The organism is Serratia odorifera (assembly GCF_041448735.1).
Classification (GTDB): domain Bacteria; phylum Pseudomonadota; class Gammaproteobacteria; order Enterobacterales; family Enterobacteriaceae; genus Serratia_F; species Serratia_F odorifera.
Genome location: NZ_JBGMUT010000005.1, coordinates 1 through 20,173 on the forward strand (window position 1 = coordinate 1; position 20,173 = coordinate 20,173).

The following is a 20,173-nucleotide window of genomic DNA, read 5'->3' on the forward strand; positions in this document are numbered from 1 at the left end:
TCTTCCTCCAACTGGCGCAGCCGACGCAGTTCCGTCACGCCCATGCCGCCAAACTTCTTCTTCCAGTTGTAAAAAGTGGCTTCAGAAATCCCCATCTTTCTGCACACTTCCTCCACGCGCGTGCCGGTTTCCGACTGTTTCAGGGCAAATGCGATCTGTTCTTCGGTATAACGTGTCTTTTTCATGTCAGATGACCTCTTTTTTCAGGAGAAGAAAGGCCGAAAACTCTACTTTACGCCGGTACTGAACAAAGGGAAGAGATCAGAAATGAAATGAACTGCAATGAATCATTGTTGTCGACGCGCTATGATAGTGCTGTGTATCGAGACAGTAGTACAACACTATTTTACAGGGAGAGAATATATCCATATGATCGAAAATAAGCCTATTGATGTTGACGAGCACTCGATACTCGTATCGCTTACGCCGGAGTATATCGAGAAAGAACATGTTGGGTATGTTCTGGCAATTGAAGCTGCTCTTGCTGATAAGCAGATCCGTAACATCGCTTTATCGGGTAACTACGGAGTGGGTAAGAGTAGCATCTTGCAAGAAGTTGCTCGAAGAAAGGATGATCATGTAGTCGAAATTTCTTTATCAACCCTGTCACCTATAGAAGTATCAAAGCTGGACGATTCGGTACCAAAGCAGGCAACGACGCCAACGAATCGCATTCAGCAGGAAATTGTGAAACAACTGCTTTACCGCGAAGAACCGAGTAAAACACCGGGCTCTCGCTTTAAACGAATTGAGCGATTTCGATGGAAATGGGAAACAGTGTCGGCTTGCTTGCTGGGATTCGCAGTCGCTGTCATTTTTCTCTTGTCGGGGTGGACGGCCCAAGTTGTATCAGCAATACCTTCATTGAAAGCTCTTGGTGCCTGGATACATGCAGGGATCTTTAGCGTGGCATCAGGTATTGCCTTTCTGATTCGCTGGCGGTTCTACGGCAAACTTCATATTAAGCAATTTTCAGCTGGCGCCGCGACGGTCACACTTGATGATAACTCTGTATCGTACTTTGACCAGTATTTAGATGAGATCGTATATTTTTTTGAAGTTTCTGATCGCAATATCGTCATTTTTGAGGATATTGACCGTTTTAACGATTCGCACATATTTGAAACGTTACGTGCACTGAATTCATTACTCAATGCATCGCCTCAGATCAAAAGGCCTGTCTGTTTCATTTATGCCGTCAAAGACAGTATCTTCGACAATATTGCCCTGAATGAGGAAGGACGTAAGATTGAAAAGGCGATACTTGAAAACGGCGACCCAGCGCTCGCTGAGGTAGTTCGTGCGAACCGGACAAAGTTCTTCGACCTCATTATCCCGGTTGTTCCCTTCATTACCCACAGAAGTGCACGTAATCTCGTGTTGAAACAGCTTGGGAATATGAAGAATCAGATAGCACCTGAACTTATCGACCTGGCATCTCAATATGTCCCGGATATGAGGTTGCTCAAAAATGTTCGCAACGAGTATATAGTTTTCCGTGAAAGGATTTTTTCTGGTGATGGAGAACAGCTCAATCTTAATAAAACCGATTTGTTTGCGATGATGCTTTATAAAAATACCCATCTTACGGATTTTGAGACAATTAGGATCGGCAAGAGTAAACTGGATTTTTTATATAAAATCAGTCGTGAGTTGGTTGCCATTAATATTAAAAGGCTTGCGGATGAGTACGCTAGTCTTCGTTATAAGCTAGAGCATATCAACACAATAGCCTCAAAGTGTGAACGATTAGGTGAGGAATTGCTTGCCCATGTAAAGAGAACAGCAGAGGCCGTTGATTATAAGCTCCCGAACGCAACTTTCACCTTCAAGGGCATGGCATTTTCTCAAGAGGAGCTGAAAGGAGAGTCATTCTGGCAAGACTTAGTATTAGCTGATGGTGATACTGTATTCCAGGTTCGTACTCGGCAAAACTATACTATGGATTTTACTCGGGATAGTCTTGCTGAAGTCCTCGGTGAGCCATTAGACGTAGATTTATGGGAAAATCAAGAAAGGGAATCTATTATTGATGAAATAGGAGATAGAAATTCCGATATTCAGTTTCTGAGAAGCGCAGATCTTCATGATCTTATTAGACGTCCGGAATTTATGGTGGCGTACGAGGATAATAATCTACCTCTCGAGACAATTGCACGTTCTCTGCTGAAAACAGGTCTTGCATACCAACTGATTCGTGCAGGTTATATTAATCGTAATTTTACACTTTATACGTCAACGTTTCATGGTACACGTGTGAGCACGACGGCCACTAACTATATTATTCATCATGTTGAGCGTGACCTGATGGATATCTATTTCAAGTTAACGCCAAAAGATGTTGATGCCGTGGTTCGTGAGCGTGGTAAAGAGTCGCTCAAAGATTCCGCCTTATACAACATCGATATTCTGGACCATTTACTCGTTAAAGATAGCGAATTAGCTGATATTATGATCCATTCTTTATTGGATTTTAGCGAGAATGCTGAAAAGTTCATGCAAGCATACCTTTCTTCTGGGGAGCAGCGTCCGCTTTTCATTGAGCGATTAACAAATGTATTTACCAGAATCATTCCGTTTATTGTAAACCTGACGGCTTTAGATGACGCCTCCCGCTTGCAGTTTGTTAATATTGCCCTGACCCATCTTCCAAAACTTAAACAACGGACTGATTCAGTTTCATCTGTGTACCTCTTAACTCATTACGCTAAGCTTACCGCCATTACCTCAGATGCCATTTCTACATCTCAGGCAGAACGTATTGGAACGCTTTTCAAGGAAGCACATATTATTGTGCCTCGATTGCAGCCTTTGGGTAGACAGATTCGTCGGGCCTTCCAGTCCCAAAGCATTTATGAGATCACCTATGAGAACCTGTTAACTGCTATCGATAGTGCAAAAAGTGTAGCGCTGGACATAATAAACACTGCGAGTGAGACAGTCTTTAGCTATGTTCTTACAAATCTGGGCACGTACCTTAAGGCTATAGAAGGCAAATCTTTAACAATTGATGTCCCCGATTCCTTTATCACAATCATCGAAGAGGTACTTGCTCAAGATGCGTCTCATCTTAATGACGTAATTAAGCATGCTCATACTGATTGTCATGTAAGGGATCTTGCGCAAGTATCAGAGGCTGCTTGGCAGCCACTCGCTGAACTTTGCCGGTTCCCCGCAACATTTAATAATGTCATTCGCTATATTGCTGTCTTTGGTGCAGTCGATGCACACCTATCCCAAGTGCTTTCTACATGCGGCACGATTTTTGAGGCTGAACCAGCGGAAGACGAACAAAAGACGTCCTTGGCGACAGCAATTCTCGCGGCCAGAGAATATCTTTCTCCTGCATCTCTGCGTGTAGAGCTGGTGAACAGTTTAAACCTCGGCCATTACCTAGATATCAGCGATGTAAATGCGGAAGTGGGGGATCTTTTCGCGTTATTGCTCAGGCACGACCTCATTGAGGATGACTTGGAATCATACGAACATCTTGCTGGGACTGACTGGCCGACCCGGCAGGCATTCATTAATGAGTCAGCGCATTTTGAAGAGTATATGACGCCTGAACTTGTTTGCTCTGACTTGGTTGAGATTTTGGCCAGCGATGTTATCAAAGCTTCGATAAAATCAAAAATAGTTGATGAAGCAACTTCATACGTCGCATTAGCGGATTTTGCTGGTATTAATCAACTGGCAAAATATGCAACACACCATGGTTATGCCTGTGATCTGTCAGTAGTTCAGAAGATGGCAGAAGATGGGGTGGCGGCGGAGCTGGTTATCCCTCTTTTACAACCGCACCTGGAATCGATTAGCCGCCAACAGCTGTTTTCTGTGCTGCGATTACTTGATGGGGATTACCCTAACTTGACGAACGTTGGTTATGACAAACCCCGAATTCCAAATACTCGGGCAGATCTGGCACTGCTCGAGAGACTAACGCTAGAAGGTATTGTAGGTAAATACGATGCGCAAGAGTCGCCGATTAAGGTCAATAAGAAGTATAAATAGTGTTTCACCATTATTCGCAATAGACCACTAAAGGCACGTCATTTAGCGCAAGTGTTACAGATGGATGACACTTTTTGTTAGCAGATTCATTACCAATGGACGCTGCATCAATTTGCTGAGTCTCAATGGGTTATCTGACAAGTGTAGTGGTCAACAAAAACTGGCCACGGCTTTAGAGTTTTCCAGTATCGATCTTCCGATTCGTTTGCTGGCAACCCATCGCTATGCCTTGCGCCGGCGTAGGCATCACCGGCCATGTGTCCTGGCGCAACCGACAACCGCTATAAAAACGGGATAAGCCCCGGCTACTTTACGCCTATACCTCGCTATGATAAGTTCAAGTGATGAATACAGAATACAAAATCAGCGTTTTCAATCATAACCTGTGGTGGCTGCCTTCTTAAAGGCGGTCTGAATCTGTATTTTCCATTTTCAATTAACCGCCGAAAGGCGGTTAATTTCATTGATAAGACCCCCTTTCGGCCGGATGCCTAAGGAGTCTTATATGAACAGCAAATCCATTATTCTTACCGGCGATCGCCCTACTGGTCCGCTGCATCTGGGTCACTTTGTTGGCTCACTGCGCCAGCGCGTCGCCCTGCAACGAGATTATCAACAGTTTGTGTTGATCGCAGACCTGCAGGGGCTGACGGATAACGGCAGCAATCCGCAAAAAATTCGGGACAATATTCCCGAAGTTCTGGCCGATTATCTCGCCGCGGGTATCGATCCCTCGCTCACCACCCTCTGTCTGCAATCCGCACTCCCGGCCCTTGCCGAACTGACCGCGCTGTATATGAACATCGTTACCGTGGCGCGGGTGGAGCGTAATCCAACGGTAAAAAATGAAATAATACAAAAAGGGTTTGCACGGTCATTACCGGTCGGTTTTCTTGTCTATCCCATCAGCCAGGCGGCAGACATTACCGCCTTCAAAGCTGATAGAGTCCCGGTCGGCGACGATCAATTACCGATGATCGAACAGACTAACGAAATCGTCCATAAGATGAATAGCCTGTTCCCCGAACCTGTTTTGCGCCATTGCAAGGCGATGTTGAGCGAAACCAGCCGCCTTCCGGGTATCGACGGTAACGCCAAAATGTCTAAATCATTGGGCAATACTCTGCTCCTTTCCGCCAGCGAGGAGACCATCCACCGCGCGGTTGGCGCAATGTACACCGACGCCAATCATCTGAAAGTGACCGACCCGGGGCAGGTAACCGGCAATATGGTCTTCACCTATCTGGATGCGTTTCATAGCGATAAAGCCAAGGTCGCGGAGATGAAGGCACATTATCAACGGGGTGGTCTGGGTGACCGGACATGCAAAAATGAGCTTGAAATGTGTTTACAAGAGCTGATTGCGCCTATGCGCGAGCTTCGTGCAACTTATATTCAGGACAAAGGCATGCTGATGGCACTGTTAAAGAAAGGCAGCGAACGGGCACATGAAGTCACGCAGAGCACTTTGCAGGAAGTGAAACGCGGGTTGGGTGTTCCGGTGTTCTGAGGGGGACGGGAGTATTGCATACCTTTCACCCCGTGACTGGTCAAATGGATGAATATCACCGAGGCGGCTAAATTTGTGCTACCTGTGGAGAGCGGAAAGGCCTGCTTTGCGCCCATCGCCGCCAGGGGCGCTATGGCCGATTCTGTGCCACCAGCGGGTACATGAGTGGCCGGTAAAATCACGCTCGGTTACCGGTTCATCTCTTGTTGTCTCATCAACTCTTGAGGGCGTAGCGAAGCTTTTATACTGGCTCCATTAGCCTGATGCTGGCACAAAGTGGGGGGGTATCAGAATTAACATGCGCCGCGCATGTTGGAGCGATGCGCGGCAGGAGATGTGTTGATAAATAGCGTTATGGGGTGTAAAACTGCTCTTTATGCTGGTAGCGATATTCTTGAGTGATCCCCGTGTAACCGTATGAGGCCGCTTTACAGTCGATGATATGAACGTTCGACTGAGGATGTAAGTTACCAATCGCTTGTTCCATCGCCTGGTAAATCGCTTTTTGGTATGCCGCTTTCTGGTCTTTGCTACAGGTTTCATCCACGACGGTTACCTCCAGCCTGAACGAGTTTTTCCCCCACTCAGCCAGACTTTTGCCATCAATAAACCAGTCATCGTCATCGACATGTCTCACTATGACCATTGTTTCGAAGCTATTTTTGTTTAAAACATCACAGGTGATTTGAGTGGCTAGCAGTACACACTGTTTGGTGAGTTTTTGATTCTTTAAGCCAGACAGCGTCAGGGTTATACCCGGCATAACAAGTCCTTAATCAGATTTTCATATTGGCTAAATCATTATAGGAACCGCTACCGGTTCTGCAGCAATTTATAAATCATCAAGATGACATCTGCGCGCCGACCGATGGTATTTCGGTGGGCAATTGGGGGCCGTAGAAGCACAAAAGAAGCAGCCAGCGCTCTTGCCATGTGGCTATGCGCCTCCCGCACGAAGGCGCGGACATGACGGCCAGCCCCCGTACCGCGCAAGCCACTGCGCCGCCTACTGTCTAAGAAGCTCAGGTGCTACACATCCAGTCGCGAATAATCTCTCCGTATAGCTGCTCAGCCTCGTCTATTCGGCTGAGCAGGCAGTATTCGTCGGTTTGGTGGGCCATTGACGGCTCCCCGGGACCGAGAATAATACAGGGTGGATTTCCCAACGCCGGCAGCAGCAGGGATGCGTCGGTAAAGTAGGGGACCACGCGAGGTTGCAGCGGCTTTTCGTGCAGTGGCTGACAGCGCTGATAAACCTGCTTTATCCATACGCTATCTTCTTCGCTCAGTACCGCCGGCAGATCGATCAGCGTGGAAACCGTGACGCTCTTGCCAAGCAGCGTGGTCAACTGCTGTCGAATGGTGGCGTGCTGTAAATTGGGTGTGCTGCGAATGTCCACATCAAAACGCGTGTGATCCGGAACGGAGTTGATATTTAGCCCACCTTCGATGCGTCCGACGTTAAGCGTGGACTGCTTCATCAGTGGATGCGGTGCACCTGGTGAAAAGTGTTGTATCTTACCCAAGGCATCCGCCGCCAGATAGATAGCATTAATCCCCAGTTCGGGCATCGCGCCGTGCGCCGTTTTCCCCCGCGTTTCGCAGCGTAGCCAGAGCGCGCCTTTATGTCCGATAACCGGATAATTGGCGGTGGGTTCACCAACGATCAGCGCGCCAATCGCCGGCATCGTCTCTGACTCGATCAACGCCCGTGCGCCGTCACAGCCGGTTTCCTCCCCGCCGGTGATCAGCAATACCACACCATGCCCGGCGATAATGTCTTTTCGCTGCCGAAGGCAGGCGATGGCAAACGCCGCTATCGCCGCTTTCATATCGCTGGCTCCGCGTCCGTAAAGGCGCCCATCATCCATCTGTGAACCGAAAGGATCGTACTGCCACTGCGCATTGCCGAGCGGAACGGTATCCAGATGGCCGGTAAAAGCCAGCGGTTTACCTGTCGTCGCCCCTGGCAACCTGGCGATCAGATTGCAGCGTCCCTCACCGAACGACGACAGAAAAACCTCAAAGCCGCTCTCGCGAAGCCAATCGGCAAAGAACTGCATGCAATCGACTTCGTTGCCTGGCGGGTTAATGGTGTTAAAGCCCAGCAGTTGCCGGGCCAGTTCTAGGGTGGTGGTCATCAGTCGCGTTCCGTCAGCCAGTCGAGGCAGTTAATCCACAGTTGGCGGTAGCCGGGCCATTTGGCAAACTCTGCTGGCAGCCAATGTGCGGACATATCGCTAGTCCATACCAGCGAGCGCCCCTGTTGATATTCGCGAACGGCCAGCAGCGGATGATCGGTACCGGCGATCGTAGCCAACAGTTTGCCCTGCGGATGCATTTCCACTTCGTTATAACCCAGCAGCCACGGCCATTCGCCCGGCATATCGTTAAACAGCGCGTGAGATCCCGTCACTTCGGCATAGCAACCTTCCGGAGTTTCAACACGATCATCCCATGCCAGGCAGCGTACTGGCAGCACCTTCTCCACTGCGGTATTGCGATAGCGCGCGCCGCCGTTAATTCCCTGGAAGCTGTAATAGCCGCCAATCATCATCAGCGCACCACCAGCCGCAACATAATCATGCAGTAGCGTCAGACGATTGGCGGTACGGCAGCTTTTCAGCCAGGTATCCGGATGCAGCAGCAACGTATTGGCACCGATATCCGACAGGATAATGGCATCCCATTGCCGTAATGCTTCCTGCGTTAGCGGAAACTCGGTCGCTGCCGCGTGGGCAGGCATATAGGTAATGGCATAGTCGCTATCTGCCAGCGCGGCCAGGAAATCCGTTGCGCCGGTATGCCAGGTGGCGGTAGCAAACTGATCGAAGCCTTTAACGTGTGTTGAAGTGCTGGTCCAGGATTCACCCACCAGTAAGATTTTCTTCTGCATTACTTTTTCCTTTTATCCGCCAAAGACCCGTTGGGGATTTCCAATCATCAAGGTTTCGAGTTGTTCGCCGCTGACGCCATGGCGCCGCAAGCGAGGAACAAAATGCTTGAGTATGTAGCCGTAGCCGTGACCGCCATAGCGGGTGAGCATGGTTTTCAGGAACACATCCTGCGATAGCAAAATCTGCTGGATATAGCCGTCGTCAATCAGCTCGCGAATGGCACGAGCGTTCTCCTCGTCAGAGGGGGATTGCGCCGACTCGTCGGCGTAGTAGTAGCTCATGCCGATCATGTCGTATTCGAGAAACGCTCCGCGTTGCGCCAGTTCGCGCTGGTAGCGCTTATCGGCAAAGCTGGGATTCATATGGCACAGCACCGTATGGCGTAGATCGGCGCCTTCCTGTTCGAGAATATCCAGCACTCGATGGCCGAGCCGTTCCCAGCCTGGCAGATGAACTTCGATCGGCACACCGGTCGCGGCACTTGCCCGGCCTGCGGCGCGCAGCGACTTCTCTTCATCTGACGTAAAGCGGCTGGAGATACCGATTTCACCGATCAGCCCGGCGAGCACTGCCGGCTTCTCTTCTGCACCGCCGAGGTCGTAGATCAGCCGTTCGGTCAACTGCTCGACGCTGCTGTTTTTTACCCACTCGGGATGCGACGGTTCCAGATAGAGTCCGGTACCCATAATAATGTTCAGCCCGGTCAGGCGAGCGATGCGCGCCAGCGCTTGCGGATCGCGGCCAATACCGATATTGGTCGGATCGACCACCGTTTCCCCGCCAAGGGCGCGATATTTGGTCAGTTCTTCAATTGCCACGTCGACATCAAACAGCTGACAGTTATCACGGCTCATCAGTGGATTGAGCGACAGTTCGCCGAGGTTCTCTATTTTCACGGGCATTTCGGCAAGATGGCGATCGCTACAGCAGCAAGGTGGCACCCATTTGCCGGAGGCATCCAGCAGGATATGCTCATGCATCAGCGTGACGCCCATCTCGTTAATAGGCAGCGGGCCCAGCACCGTCATTACGTAACCGCTGCTGACGCCTACCGGCAACGGAATAGGGTGGCGAAAAATTGATCCTTTCATCAGCTATCCTTTTGCCGCAGAGCGCGTGGGGTTGAGAATGCGGGTGTTCAGCCAGATAGCCAGCAGGATAATGGTGCCGGTGGCTATCTGAGTGTAGAACGGCGAGATATGCGACAGGATCAGCCCGTTCTGAATCACCGCAATCGACAGCGCGCCCAACAGTGTGCCGATAATGGTGCCGAAGCCGCCAAACAGACTGGTGCTGCCAAGAACAACGGCGGCGATCACCTGCAGTTCGAAGCCTTCGCCTTGGTTGGAGGAGCCGCTGCCGAGACGGGCGGTAATAATCATTCCTGCCAGTGCAGCGGCCATTCCGCTGATGATGTATACCTTCATCGTCACTGCCTTGGTGTTAATCCCGCTGCGGCGTGCGCCTTCGGCGTTGGCGCCGATAGCCGTAACGTAGCGGCCAAAGCGCATATGGTTCAGTACGATATGCCCGATAACCAGAATCATAATGCCAATCAGCGCCGGCATCGGGATACTCATCACCCAGGCGCGGCCGATAAAGGTAAACAGGCTGTCAGCGGGAACAGGAATCGAGTAGCCCTGAGTCACCAGCAGCGCGATACCCCGTACTACAGCCAGGGTGGCGAGGGTGACGATAAACGCCGGTATCCCTTCATAAGCAATGAAGAAACCGTTGATTGCGCCAACCAGCCCGCCGAGCAACAGACCACCGAGCAGAACCACCGGCCACGGCAGTCCCCAGTTGTTCAGGGCGATAGCGGAGAGCGCGCCGACCAGCGCAAGGGTGGAGCCAACCGACAGGTCTATACCACCTGTCGTAATCACCAGGGTCATTGCGGTCGCGACGATCAGCAGCGGGGCGCTCTGACGGATGATATTCAGCCAGTTGGTGCCGGTGAGGAAGTTACTGGTGATCAGTGAAAACACCACGCAACAGAAGACGAAAAACAGAGCGATGCTGACTACGCCCGAGTGGTTATGCAGCAGGCGTCGCGGCAGCGAATGCTGGATCATGCGGGAGCTGCTTAAGTTCATGATACTCATCCTGTTACCTCAGTGTGCAGCCGCAGAGTGAGCGGTGAATTTTTCGCCCACTATCAGGTTGACGATATCGCTCAGGCTGGTGTCGGCCACCCGCCGATCGGCGACGTTGGTACCTTCATACATCACCATGATCCGGTCACAGACCAGGAACAGGTCCTGCAGGCGGTGGGTAATCAGAATCACGCTCACACCGCGAGCAGAAACGCGACGGATGAGCTCCAGAACCGCTTCTACTTCCGCGACGGCGAGCGCGGCGGTTGGTTCATCCATAATCAGCACCTTAGGGGCAAAAGCCGCCGCGCGGGCGATGGCTATAGCCTGGCGCTGGCCGCCGGAGAGATTACGGACCAGTAAGCGGGTATCGGGAATGGAAATTCCCAGCCCTTTTAACATCTCACGGGCATCGGCGTGCATTTTGGCTTCGTCGAGAAAGGGGATGCCGAGCACTGATTTCATCGGTTCGCGGCCCATAAACAGATTGCCCGCGACATCGACCGTGTCACATAGCGACAGATCCTGATACACCATCTCGATATGGCAGCGCCGAGAATCCGCAGGATTGGTAAACTGGTGCTGTTCGCCGTCGATACGGATCGTGCCGCTGGTGGGGATCACCGCACCAGACAGCACCTTGGTCAGGGTTGATTTCCCCGCGCCGTTATCGCCCACTAAACCCAGTACTTCGCCCGGAGCCAGCTCCAGGTTGACACCGCGCAGTGAACGTATCGACCCATAGGTCTTGGTGATATTGATCATCTCTACCCTTGGCGGGATAGTTTGTGGCTGCTGCATCTGTTAACTCCCATCGCTATTGCAGGGAAAATGTTCGCCGTCCTGTGCGAAAGACTCCATCCAACACGGTTTACAATCTAGTAAACCGGTTTACCTGGTGGGTGAAGTACTCGCAAACACAGTCAGGCCAACGCTATTTGAGATATTTGTTCGCCAGTAAGAACATTGCAGCATCCGTGCCAGGGCAGTAACAACACAGCAGCCCTATCATTTAACGCCATGTAATAAATCGGTTTTTTTTAAACACATCCCGGTAAACCGGTTTACTGATTATAGTGAAGGGATTTTGAGTTGATCGTTTTTTGCGCCAAAATTGGGCGCTTTTGCGCCATTTTGGGACATGCTTAACAAATCTTGATTGAATCGCGGCTAATCCATTCGACCGGCAGGCGGGTTTCTGCGGGGATGTCTTTCTCGTTGTTCAGCAGGCGCAGGATGATATTCACTGCGGTGCGGCCCAGTTCACGTGCAGGCTGACGGATGGTTGAGATACGCGGCTGGGTAAAATCGGCATAGTTGGCGTCATCGAAGCCGACTAGCGACAATGCCGCTGGTGCCTGTAGTCCGTTGGCGCGCAGCCCGTCGAGCAGTCCCAGCACCAGATAGTCGCTGGCGGCAAAGACGGCAGTAGGGCGAACCGCTTGGCTAAACAGATATTCCAGCGCCTGTTGGCCGAACTCACGCTGGTATTCGCCGTACATGACCCATTCAGGTGGACAGCTCAGACCGGCCTGCTCCATAGCGGTGCAGAACCCCTGATAACGTTCGCGGACGCTCATCAGCTTGTCAGGCCCGCCGACGAAGGCAATATGGCGATGCCCGGCGGCGAGCAGCTTTTCTGTGGCAATCCGCCCGCCTTGCACGTTATCAGCAAAAACTTTCGGTACCTTACTACCGGGTATGTCCTCATCCAGCAGCACAATGCGTTCGTGACGTTGAATTTCTTTACGCAGCAGGCCGTTATCGGGGCGGTTAGTGGTGAACAACAGGCCATCGACCTGGCAGGTATCCAGCCAGCGAATGAATTGACACTCTTTTTCCGGGTTATTGCGGGTGATGCACAGCACCAGGCTGTAGCCGCTGGCAGAGGCGGCTTCTTCAGCGGCATCGGCCAGTTCAGCAAAGAAAGGGTTGGTAATATCAGGTAGCACCAGGCCAAGAGTTTCGCTACCCCCCTTGCTGAGGCGGCGTGCAAGGCTATTGCCACGATAGTCCAATTCGTGGATAGCTGTTTCGATGCGATTGATGGTTTCCTGCGGCAGCACAATACTGTTGTTCATATAGCGCGACAGGGTGGCCTTCGACAGTCCCGCCAGCTTTGCCACATCGGATAACAATACGCGTTTTATACTCATTTCCTGCGCCATCTCTGCCAGAATCGGCTATCTGTAACATAGTTAAGCGCCGTGGATACAGCAATTTCTCTGGCAACAATTACTTGAAATAATTGCTTGACAAATTTCAATCAGCGGAGAATTGTATAGGCAGTTTACCGCATCATCCGGGAAGTCATTCCCAAACCCGCTTAAGCCATTCCAGTAGCGCACCGAAACGGACCGGTTGCCGGAATGAATTTAGGCCGGTGCTAGCCGAACGGTCCTTGATTGTTCTGGTATATACACGATATTTGCCCGCCAAAAAGTAACTCTTCTGCGTTCGCATGCGGCGCGGAATTCTGCTGGCTATCCACTCTTCCCGACGAGGATAATGATGATGTTATTTAACACCGGAAAACTGCGTTTTATTACTATAGCAACGGCGATGCTGGCATCAGTTGTTTTTATTTCTGCTGCTCGTGCTGCGAGTCCGACTTATGCCTTGGTACAAATCAATCAGCAGGCTCTGTTTTTTAATTTGATGAATAAAGGCGCGCAGGATGCAGCGAAGTCCAGCGGCAAGGATTTAGTTATTTTTAACTCCAATGATAATCCGGTTGCGCAAAATGACGCGATTGAAAATTATATTCAGCAAGGCGTTAAAGGCATTCTGGTTGCTGCTATCGATGTTAACGGGATTATGCCGGCGGTAAGAGAGGCCGCCGCGGCAAACATTCCGGTAATTGCTATTGATGCTGTATTGCCGGCCGGACCTCAGGCGGCGCAGGTCGGTGTTGATAATATCGAAGGCGGTAGAATTATTGGTAAATACTTCGTTGACTATGTGCAGAAAGAGATGGGTGGCCAGGCGCGGTTGGGTATCGTCGGTGCCTTGAACTCGGCGATTCAGAACCAACGGCAGAAGGGATTCGAAGAGACGCTGAAAAGTAATCCGAAAATTACCATCGCTAACGTCGTCGATGGGCAAAACGTGCAGGATAAAGCGATGACCGCAGCGGAAAACCTGATTACCGGCAACCCTGATCTGACGGCGATATATGCCACCGGCGAACCCGCGCTGTTGGGGGCGATTGCCGCGGTGGAAAACCAGGGACGTCAAAAAGATATTAAAGTTTTTGGCTGGGATCTGACGGCGAAGGCGATTTCGGGTATTGACAGCGGCTACGTTACCGCAGTGCTGCAGCAGGATCCGGAACAGATGGGGGCAGAGGCCCTGAAAGCGCTGAACAGCATCACTTCAGGTAAAACCGTGCCGAAAACCATTCTGGTTCCGGCCACGGTGGTGACTAAAGCAAACGTTGATAGCTACCGTTCGCTGTTCAAGTAAGTTAGTGCGCGCCGTCCTTGGCTAACAGGGCGGCGAGTTCGTTGCCGTCAGGAAACGCGCTGAGCGTACCCCGGCGGCTAACGGTAATGGCGGCAGCGCGGCTGGCATGAGCCAGCGCCAGGTCATCCGGCTCCACCCCGCGCAGCAGCGCAGATGCCAGCATCACGGCAAGGAAAGTATCGCCTGCGCCGGTGGTATCAAGCGCTTCGACAGAGGTGGCAGGGCAGAAGTGGCGCAGGCCATCACGGATCAGCCAGGCTCCGGCAGCCCCTTGGGTAATGACCAAGGTTTTCACGCCGTAAGGTTGTAGTAGCTCTGCCTCGGATTCATTGACCACCGCGATGTCGATAAGTGGCCACAGGTGGCAAAAATCAGGATTAACCGGTGAAGGGTTAAATACCGTGGTCATACCCTGCGCTTTGGCGAACTGAAACAGGCTGCGAGTTTTGTCCAGGGAGAAATTCCCCTGTTGTAACAGAATATCGCCCACGGCAGCGTCAGCCAGGTGTGGAATAATATCATCCAGGCCAAATGTATCTGCGGCGGCGGTGGTTGTAATAATGGCATTGTCACCATCGGCGATATTTAAAATAATCGAGGTGTCGCTATGTTGATTGAAATTGCAGTCGGGTAGCAGCGTCAGGGGTTCATTTTTAATCTTCTGACGGATCCAGATGCCATTGCTGTCACTCCCTGTTGCGGCAATTAAACGCGTTTCGATGCCGCAACGGGACAGGATAATTGCCTGGTTCGCTCCTTTACCGCCTATATCCTGAGAGGTTTTAATTCCATGTATCGATGATCCTTTCTTTGGTATATCAGAAATGGACCATGCTTCATCTACGGTAATATTACCGGTAACGTAAGCTCGCATAGTGCTCCCTTAAAAGGATGGATAAGATGATTTCTATCTCAGCAGAAAAATCGAATGCAATACAAGCTATTTTTTCACGTAGTAAAGTCGTTATTGGCGTTGTTCACTGTGCACCTTTCCCAGGTACGCCTAAATATCGAGGAAAATCAGTTAGTGATATTATAGAACGCGCGCTTCGTGATGCGGAACATTATCTTTCAGGTGGGGTTCACGGACTGATTGTAGAAAACCACGGCGATATTCCTTTTTCCAAACCTGAAGATATTGGCCCTGAAACGTCAGCGCTGATGGCGGTCATTACCGAGAAAATTCGCCAGCGCTTCGGTGTGCCGCTTGGAATTAACGTATTGGCTAACGCCGCGATTCCTGCGATGGCTACCGCATTGGCGGGCGGGGCCGATTTCATCCGCGTAAACCAGTGGGCCAATGCCTATATCGCCAATGAAGGGTTTATTGAAGGGGCTGCGGCCAAGGCATTACGCTACCGCAGCAAGCTGCGTGCTGAACATATTCGCGTCTTTGCCGATAGCCACGTTAAGCACGGCAGTCATGCCATCGTTGCCGATCGCTCGATTCAGGAGCTGACTCGCGATGTGGACTTCTTCGAGGCCGACGCGGTGATTGCCACCGGTCAGCGCACGGGCGATAGCGCCACCATAGAAGAAATTGACGAGATTCGCGCTGCGACAGAATTACCCTTGTTGGTGGGGTCCGGCGTGACACCGGCGAACGTCTGTCAGATCCTCGGACGCACCCAGGGGGTGATCGTCGCCAGCACCATGAAGGTTGATGGCGTATGGTGGAACGACGTTGATCTGGCGAGGGTCAAACATTTTATGTCGGTCGCTCAGGCAGCTCTGGAGGAAGCGTAATGGAAACGTTTAGCGATCGCCTGCTACGCGAACATCAGCAGGTGTGGCAGGCGATGCAGCAGCACCGTTTTGTCGTTGATATTGAGCAGGATCGGTTACCAACCAGGGTATTTAACCGCTATCTGGTCTTTGAGGGTAACTTTGTCGCCACGGCTATCGCGATTTTTGCTCTGGGCATCAGCAAGGCTCCGAATATTACTCAGCAGCGTTGGTTGATCGGTGTACTGAATGCGCTGGTTGAAACGCAGATTACCTGGTTTGAAAGGGTGTTGTCTGAACGCCGGATTAATTCCGCTGATTACCCCGACGATCTACCCGGTGTACGGCACTTTCGCGATGGTATGTTGCAGACGGCACGGCAGGGGCGTTATGAACATATCATTACCATGATGTTCGGGGCAGAATGGATGTATTACGTCTGGTGCCGACGGGCGAGTGAGCAAAGCCAGAGTGATGCAGACGTCCGGCTCTGGGTAGAAATGCATGCGGAAGAGGAGTTTTACCAGCAGGCTCGCTGGTTGAAGGACGAACTGGATCGCTGCGCCATGGCACTTGGTGAACGCGAAAAGCAGGCGCTGTCGGCGCTGTATGGCGATGTGCTTCAGTGGGAAATAGATTTCCATACTGCAGCGTATGAGAATTAACCACGCGGGTAAAATGGGGGCGCCGGATACGGCCCCCCTTACACTGCAGTTGCATTATATCTGAACGTTAAGTTCAGATAGCGGGGGAGGAAAAAATTGAAGCGTCTGTGATGTGCCGGCAGCGGACAATACAGAAATTTAACTTTATTTAATGTCTCTGAGTTTAATTATTCTTTTTTCTCTAATCTGATATCAGCATCTCCAACATCCGTTTTATTACCCCAACCGAGATGTTTGTAAAATTTCGCTGCACGGCTATTTTTTGCAGTTTCCAACCAGATTACTTCGTGATGTTTGAATAGTTCTTTTTCAGCCGCCATAACAAGCCTACGACCTATTCCTTTATTTTCATGATCCGGAAGAACAAATGCGGCAAAGAGACAACCTTCATCCTGCAAAACCATTGAAAAGCCGACAACCTTCATGTTATCAATAGCGACCCAGGCACAGGGGCCATTCTGGATCATATCGGCAACTACGCTTTCAGTGATACCCATTTGCCGCATTTCTTCACGACTCAGATGATTTTCAATTACCGAAGTTCTAACATCGAAGATACTATCGACATCTGTGATCAAGGCTTGTCTTATATCTATTCCCATTAGAGCGGCTCCATAAACGGCAAAAGTAAAAGGATATTACATCGTGAAAAATACCATTTCCGAGCCTCTTGAGCTAGGTGTATTGTGTATATGATGTCCGCTCCTCACTCAAAGCAGATCCGACGGTTCTGGGTTCCTGCCGTTTGCCAGCACAGGCAAACACCGCTGGGGGAGGCCAGTCGACGAGGGCGCAACAATATAACCAATCTCTATTCAATAAGAGGTTGGTTATCGTTACGTAACCATGAAATAAAATCTTATCGGTCTCTTGGCACGGAGCTAACGTGCTTAATGCCTAACGGAAAAACTCCGCCATCGCCTCACTCAACGCTTGCGGTTGTTCATCCGGGATAAAGTGGCCGCTATGCGCGATAGTGATGCCAATGACGTTATCAGCAAACTGGCGCAGCGGCGTGGCCATATCAGGAATGGACCCCTGATCGGCGCTAATGGCCAGTACTGGCAGCGTCAATTTTCCCTGTTTGCACTGAGCCCGGTTTTGCGCCGCCGACAGCTCCACCTCGCGGTAGGGTGCCAATCCTGCGCGCAGTGCGCCGTTCTGTTTTAACAACCGTACATATTCCAACATATCGTCGTCGCTGAATGCCATTGGGCTGGCGGTTTTGCGTCGCAGGAACCACTGCAGATAAATCTCTTCATGCCCGCTAATCAATGCTTCTGGCAGATCGGGTAATAAGTGGAAAGCGAAGTGCCAGGTTTTCCATGCTTTATCCTGTGTGACAGCTAAGCTCTCCGGCAGTGTAATGCCCGGAATGCCCGGAATGCCCGCATCGAGCAGAGCCAGTTTGAGCACCTGCTGGCTATAACGCACGGCATACGGCCAGGCTACCCAGGCACCCACGTCATGGGCTGCGAGATAATGGCGTTCAATGCCAAGCTGTTGCATCAATCCCGCTATTTTCTCGGCCAGAGCCTGTGTGTCGTAGCCGGATTGCGGCTTATCGGAGTCGCCTTGTCCGGGCAGATCGGGGGCGATGATATGGTAACGCGCAGCCAACCGCGTCATTACCTGGTGCCATGCGTACCAGCTTTGCGGGAAGCCTGCCAACAGCAGCAATACTTCACCTTGTGGATTGCCGCCTCTGACGTAGTGCAGCCGAGTTCCCTCTACCGTGGTGTAATAATGGGCAAAGCCGGGCATATTGGCGATCGGTTGTGACCAAGGGTGTGTGATGACATGTTCCGACATTCAAACCTCCAATTATTAAGGAAATGATCATTTCCTTATTTGATAAAATTTTATTCCAGCAACCTCATTGCCGTGGCGATCAGCCGGTCGCGAGCCGGTAAATCACCCGCCTTGCCTGCTACTCGCATGCCCAGAATCAGACACAACAGCACGCCGCCTAACGCTTCAGGATCCTGTTGTGGATTCACCGAACCATCGTGCTGGCCCTGTTCAATCAGTTGCAGGATAGTTTGCTGATTACGCTTAAGCGCGGCATGCACCAATTCGGACAGCTCGGCATCCAGTTGTTGTAATTCGATGACGCTGCCGACCACCAGGCAACCACGTCGCCCTTCCAGATCCTGGGTAGACTCAAGATAGAAGCGCAGCAGTTCTGCAATTCTGGTCCGGCCATCAGGTTGTTGCGCCAAACGCTGGCGCAGTATCCTGTTGCGCAGCGAGGTATAACGCGCAAAGACCTGTAGGAACAGGCTACGTTTGTCGCGAAATGCTTTGTAGATACTGCCTGCGGTGAGTTGCATCGCTTCGCTAAGATCGCTGATCGAAGCACTGTGGTAACCCTTTTCACGGAATACCAACATGGCGAGATCGAGCGCTGCATCAGGATCAAATTGCCGGGGGCGACCGCGCTCGCGTACTCCCCGTAGTTTCTCAGACATCATTCTCAGCATTTAGGAAACAAACAATTCCTAAATACTCCCACAACCACCAATAAATGAAAAGTGCGCCAAGCCAAAAAAAAATTCAATGCATCGACGTCTGCCCATCGCATGGTCGAGGTCATGCTCCGTGGGCCGGCCTGCCTGCTGCCAGAGGCAGATGCCCGATGCCTTTACGTACTCTCTATCTGCTTGAAAATCAATATCCGTACAATTAGTAGACTTGATAGTCTATTAATTATATGTAGACTTGCCAGTCTGTTTAATGAGCTTGCGGAAAATAGATGCTGAACTCAAAGAATTACTTCTTAACCCTGTGTTTATCACGCGTCGTAGTCACTTTTTTCTTCTGGATGGCTGGCATTTTCGGCGTATTCAATTTTGACGTTATCGTTGAGGAAATGGTGGCGGTAGGCCTGCCCTGGCCAGTATTGTTCGCGGTAGGAACCATCCTGTGCCAGCTTGTCGGCTCGGCCCTGATTATTTTTAATGTTGCCGGGTTGGGCTGGGTTGGATCGGTGATGCTGATTGTGTTTACATTGCTTACCATCCCACTGGGTCATCCATTCTGGGCCTTTAGCGAGCCGGAACGCACCAAGGAGTTCCATATCGTTCTTGAACACATTACCGTTGTTGGAGGGTTAATGATGAGCGCCATTCTTTCGGGCCATAAACGATGAATGACACAATCCGCAGGAAAGGTCGGCCTAAAGATCCGTTAAAAGCGCATGCGATACTTCAGGCCGCGCGCACGTTGTTTCTGGAGAAGGGACTGGAGGTTACTACGGAAGAAATTGCCCGTGTTGCCGGCGTTGCAAAAGCGACCCTTTACTCAAATTTCGCTGATAAAGAGATGCTAATTGAGGCGGTGTTACGCCAGGAATCAGATTTAACAATCAGTGATGATGATTTTGAACAACGGCATCACCTACCGCTAGCGAATGTTCTGACTGCCTTTGGAAATCGGTTTGTCCGTTTCATCAACCAGCGGGAGTTAACTGGATGGGACAGGCTGATTGCATCAGCCTCTATTCGTCATCCGGATTTACCCAAGCGGTTTTATGCCGCAGGCCCCGGCAGGGCACAGCAGATGCTGGAAGCTATCATTGCGGAAGCCATTACCAAGGGGACGCTGCGGGAGTGCGATCCTGGTGAAGCCGCAGACGATCTGGCTGGCTTATGGCTGGGTATGACGAGTCTTGAGATCAAGCTCGGGGCACGCAACGCATTAACCGATGAGGAAATTAACCATCGGGTGGCACACGCGCTTGATATTTTTATGCGATCTTATTCCGTGGGAAACATCTGAGAGACGGCTATTGCCTACAACACG

General features: G+C 51.0%; 19 protein-coding genes. 7 read left to right on the forward strand and 12 right to left on the reverse strand.

The features are described from left to right. The coding region (locus ACCC84_RS14155) for a transposase (RefSeq protein WP_371902005.1) at positions 1-185 on the reverse strand (185 nt) is incomplete at its 3' end. 184 nt (positions 186-369) lie between these two features. On the opposite strand from ACCC84_RS14155, the gene ACCC84_RS14160 reads away from it, so the two are divergent. Both ACCC84_RS14160 and trpS read left to right on the forward strand, forming a co-directional pair. Continuing rightward, on the forward strand, positions 370-4,011 hold the full coding sequence (locus tag ACCC84_RS14160) for a YobI family P-loop NTPase (protein WP_371902006.1): 3,642 nt from the start codon (positions 370-372) through the stop codon (positions 4,009-4,011). Positions 4,012-4,516: 505 nt separating this feature from the next. Beyond that, complete coding sequence (gene trpS, locus ACCC84_RS14165; protein ID WP_039991083.1) at positions 4,517-5,521, forward strand: tryptophan--tRNA ligase; 1,005 nt, start codon at positions 4,517-4,519, stop codon at positions 5,519-5,521. 352 nt (positions 5,522-5,873) lie between these two features. On the opposite strand, the gene ACCC84_RS14170 is transcribed toward trpS, so the two are convergent. The 7 genes from ACCC84_RS14170 to ACCC84_RS14200 all read right to left on the reverse strand — a co-directional run bounded on the left by ACCC84_RS14170 (position 5,874) and on the right by ACCC84_RS14200 (position 12,682). Further along, entirely contained in the window at positions 5,874-6,284 is a 411-nt protein-coding gene (locus ACCC84_RS14170) for a tautomerase family protein (protein ID WP_004954904.1), read from the reverse strand. 259 nt (positions 6,285-6,543) lie between these two features. Then, the gene (locus ACCC84_RS14175) at positions 6,544-7,662 is read right to left on the reverse strand and encodes a M20 family metallopeptidase (RefSeq protein ID WP_371902007.1); all 1,119 of its coding nucleotides are present in this window, start codon (positions 7,660-7,662) and stop codon (positions 6,544-6,546) included. After that, on the reverse strand, positions 7,662-8,417 hold the full coding sequence (locus tag ACCC84_RS14180; RefSeq protein ID WP_004954898.1) for a glutamine amidotransferase: 756 nt from the start codon (positions 8,415-8,417) through the stop codon (positions 7,662-7,664). The genes ACCC84_RS14175 and ACCC84_RS14180 overlap by 1 nt, the downstream gene beginning before the upstream one ends. A 12-nt stretch (positions 8,418-8,429) precedes the next feature. Beyond that, positions 8,430-9,509, reverse strand: coding sequence for a phosphotriesterase family protein (locus ACCC84_RS14185; protein ID WP_039991081.1), 1,080 nt, complete (start codon positions 9,507-9,509; stop codon positions 8,430-8,432). A gap of 3 nt (positions 9,510-9,512) precedes the next feature. Next, the gene (locus tag ACCC84_RS14190) at positions 9,513-10,514 is read right to left on the reverse strand and encodes an ABC transporter permease (protein WP_164844279.1); all 1,002 of its coding nucleotides are present in this window, start codon (positions 10,512-10,514) and stop codon (positions 9,513-9,515) included. An 18-nt stretch (positions 10,515-10,532) separates the two neighbouring features. After that, on the reverse strand, positions 10,533-11,279 hold the full coding sequence (locus ACCC84_RS14195; RefSeq protein WP_164844329.1) for an ATP-binding cassette domain-containing protein: 747 nt from the start codon (positions 11,277-11,279) through the stop codon (positions 10,533-10,535). Positions 11,280-11,659: 380 nt separating this feature from the next. Beyond that, on the reverse strand, positions 11,660-12,682 hold the full coding sequence (locus ACCC84_RS14200) for a LacI family DNA-binding transcriptional regulator (protein WP_004954886.1): 1,023 nt from the start codon (positions 12,680-12,682) through the stop codon (positions 11,660-11,662). Positions 12,683-13,025: 343 nt separating this feature from the next. On the opposite strand from ACCC84_RS14200, the gene ACCC84_RS14205 reads away from it, so the two are divergent. Then, positions 13,026-13,979: an ABC transporter substrate-binding protein gene (locus ACCC84_RS14205; protein ID WP_371902053.1), complete on the forward strand. Its 954-nt coding sequence runs from the start codon at positions 13,026-13,028 to the stop codon at positions 13,977-13,979. 1 nt (position 13,980) lies between these two features. On the opposite strand, the gene ACCC84_RS14210 is transcribed toward ACCC84_RS14205, so the two are convergent. Next, on the reverse strand, positions 13,981-14,853 hold the full coding sequence (locus tag ACCC84_RS14210) for a PfkB family carbohydrate kinase (RefSeq protein WP_004954880.1): 873 nt from the start codon (positions 14,851-14,853) through the stop codon (positions 13,981-13,983). A 26-nt stretch (positions 14,854-14,879) separates the two neighbouring features. On the opposite strand from ACCC84_RS14210, the gene ACCC84_RS14215 reads away from it, so the two are divergent. Both ACCC84_RS14215 and ACCC84_RS14220 read left to right on the forward strand, forming a co-directional pair. Continuing rightward, positions 14,880-15,725, forward strand: coding sequence for a BtpA/SgcQ family protein (locus ACCC84_RS14215; RefSeq protein ID WP_371902008.1), 846 nt, complete (start codon positions 14,880-14,882; stop codon positions 15,723-15,725). Then, complete coding sequence (locus ACCC84_RS14220; RefSeq protein WP_004954876.1) at positions 15,725-16,369, forward strand: TenA family protein; 645 nt, start codon at positions 15,725-15,727, stop codon at positions 16,367-16,369. Before ACCC84_RS14215 ends, ACCC84_RS14220 begins: the two co-directional genes overlap by 1 nt. Before the next feature lie 167 nt (positions 16,370-16,536). Here ACCC84_RS14220 and ACCC84_RS14225 read toward each other — a convergent pair whose 3' ends face one another. The 3 genes from ACCC84_RS14225 to ACCC84_RS14235 all read right to left on the reverse strand — a co-directional run bounded on the left by ACCC84_RS14225 (position 16,537) and on the right by ACCC84_RS14235 (position 18,843). Beyond that, positions 16,537-16,971, reverse strand: a complete 435-nt coding sequence (locus ACCC84_RS14225) for a GNAT family N-acetyltransferase (RefSeq protein ID WP_004954874.1) — start codon at positions 16,969-16,971, stop codon at positions 16,537-16,539. A gap of 295 nt (positions 16,972-17,266) precedes the next feature. Then, the gene (locus tag ACCC84_RS14230; protein ID WP_371902009.1) at positions 17,267-18,181 is read right to left on the reverse strand and encodes an alpha/beta fold hydrolase; all 915 of its coding nucleotides are present in this window, start codon (positions 18,179-18,181) and stop codon (positions 17,267-17,269) included. A gap of 50 nt (positions 18,182-18,231) precedes the next feature. Further along, entirely contained in the window at positions 18,232-18,843 is a 612-nt protein-coding gene (locus ACCC84_RS14235; RefSeq protein WP_227745746.1) for a TetR/AcrR family transcriptional regulator, read from the reverse strand. A gap of 281 nt (positions 18,844-19,124) precedes the next feature. Here ACCC84_RS14235 and ACCC84_RS14240 point away from each other — a divergent pair, with 281 nt between their 5' ends. Together ACCC84_RS14240 and ACCC84_RS14245 are read left to right on the forward strand one after the other, a co-directional pair. Then, complete coding sequence (locus tag ACCC84_RS14240) at positions 19,125-19,520, forward strand: DoxX family protein (protein ID WP_004954869.1); 396 nt, start codon at positions 19,125-19,127, stop codon at positions 19,518-19,520. Beyond that, positions 19,517-20,149, forward strand: coding sequence for a TetR/AcrR family transcriptional regulator (locus ACCC84_RS14245; RefSeq protein WP_004954865.1), 633 nt, complete (start codon positions 19,517-19,519; stop codon positions 20,147-20,149). The genes ACCC84_RS14240 and ACCC84_RS14245 overlap by 4 nt, the downstream gene beginning before the upstream one ends. Positions 20,150-20,173 lie beyond the last annotated feature (24 nt).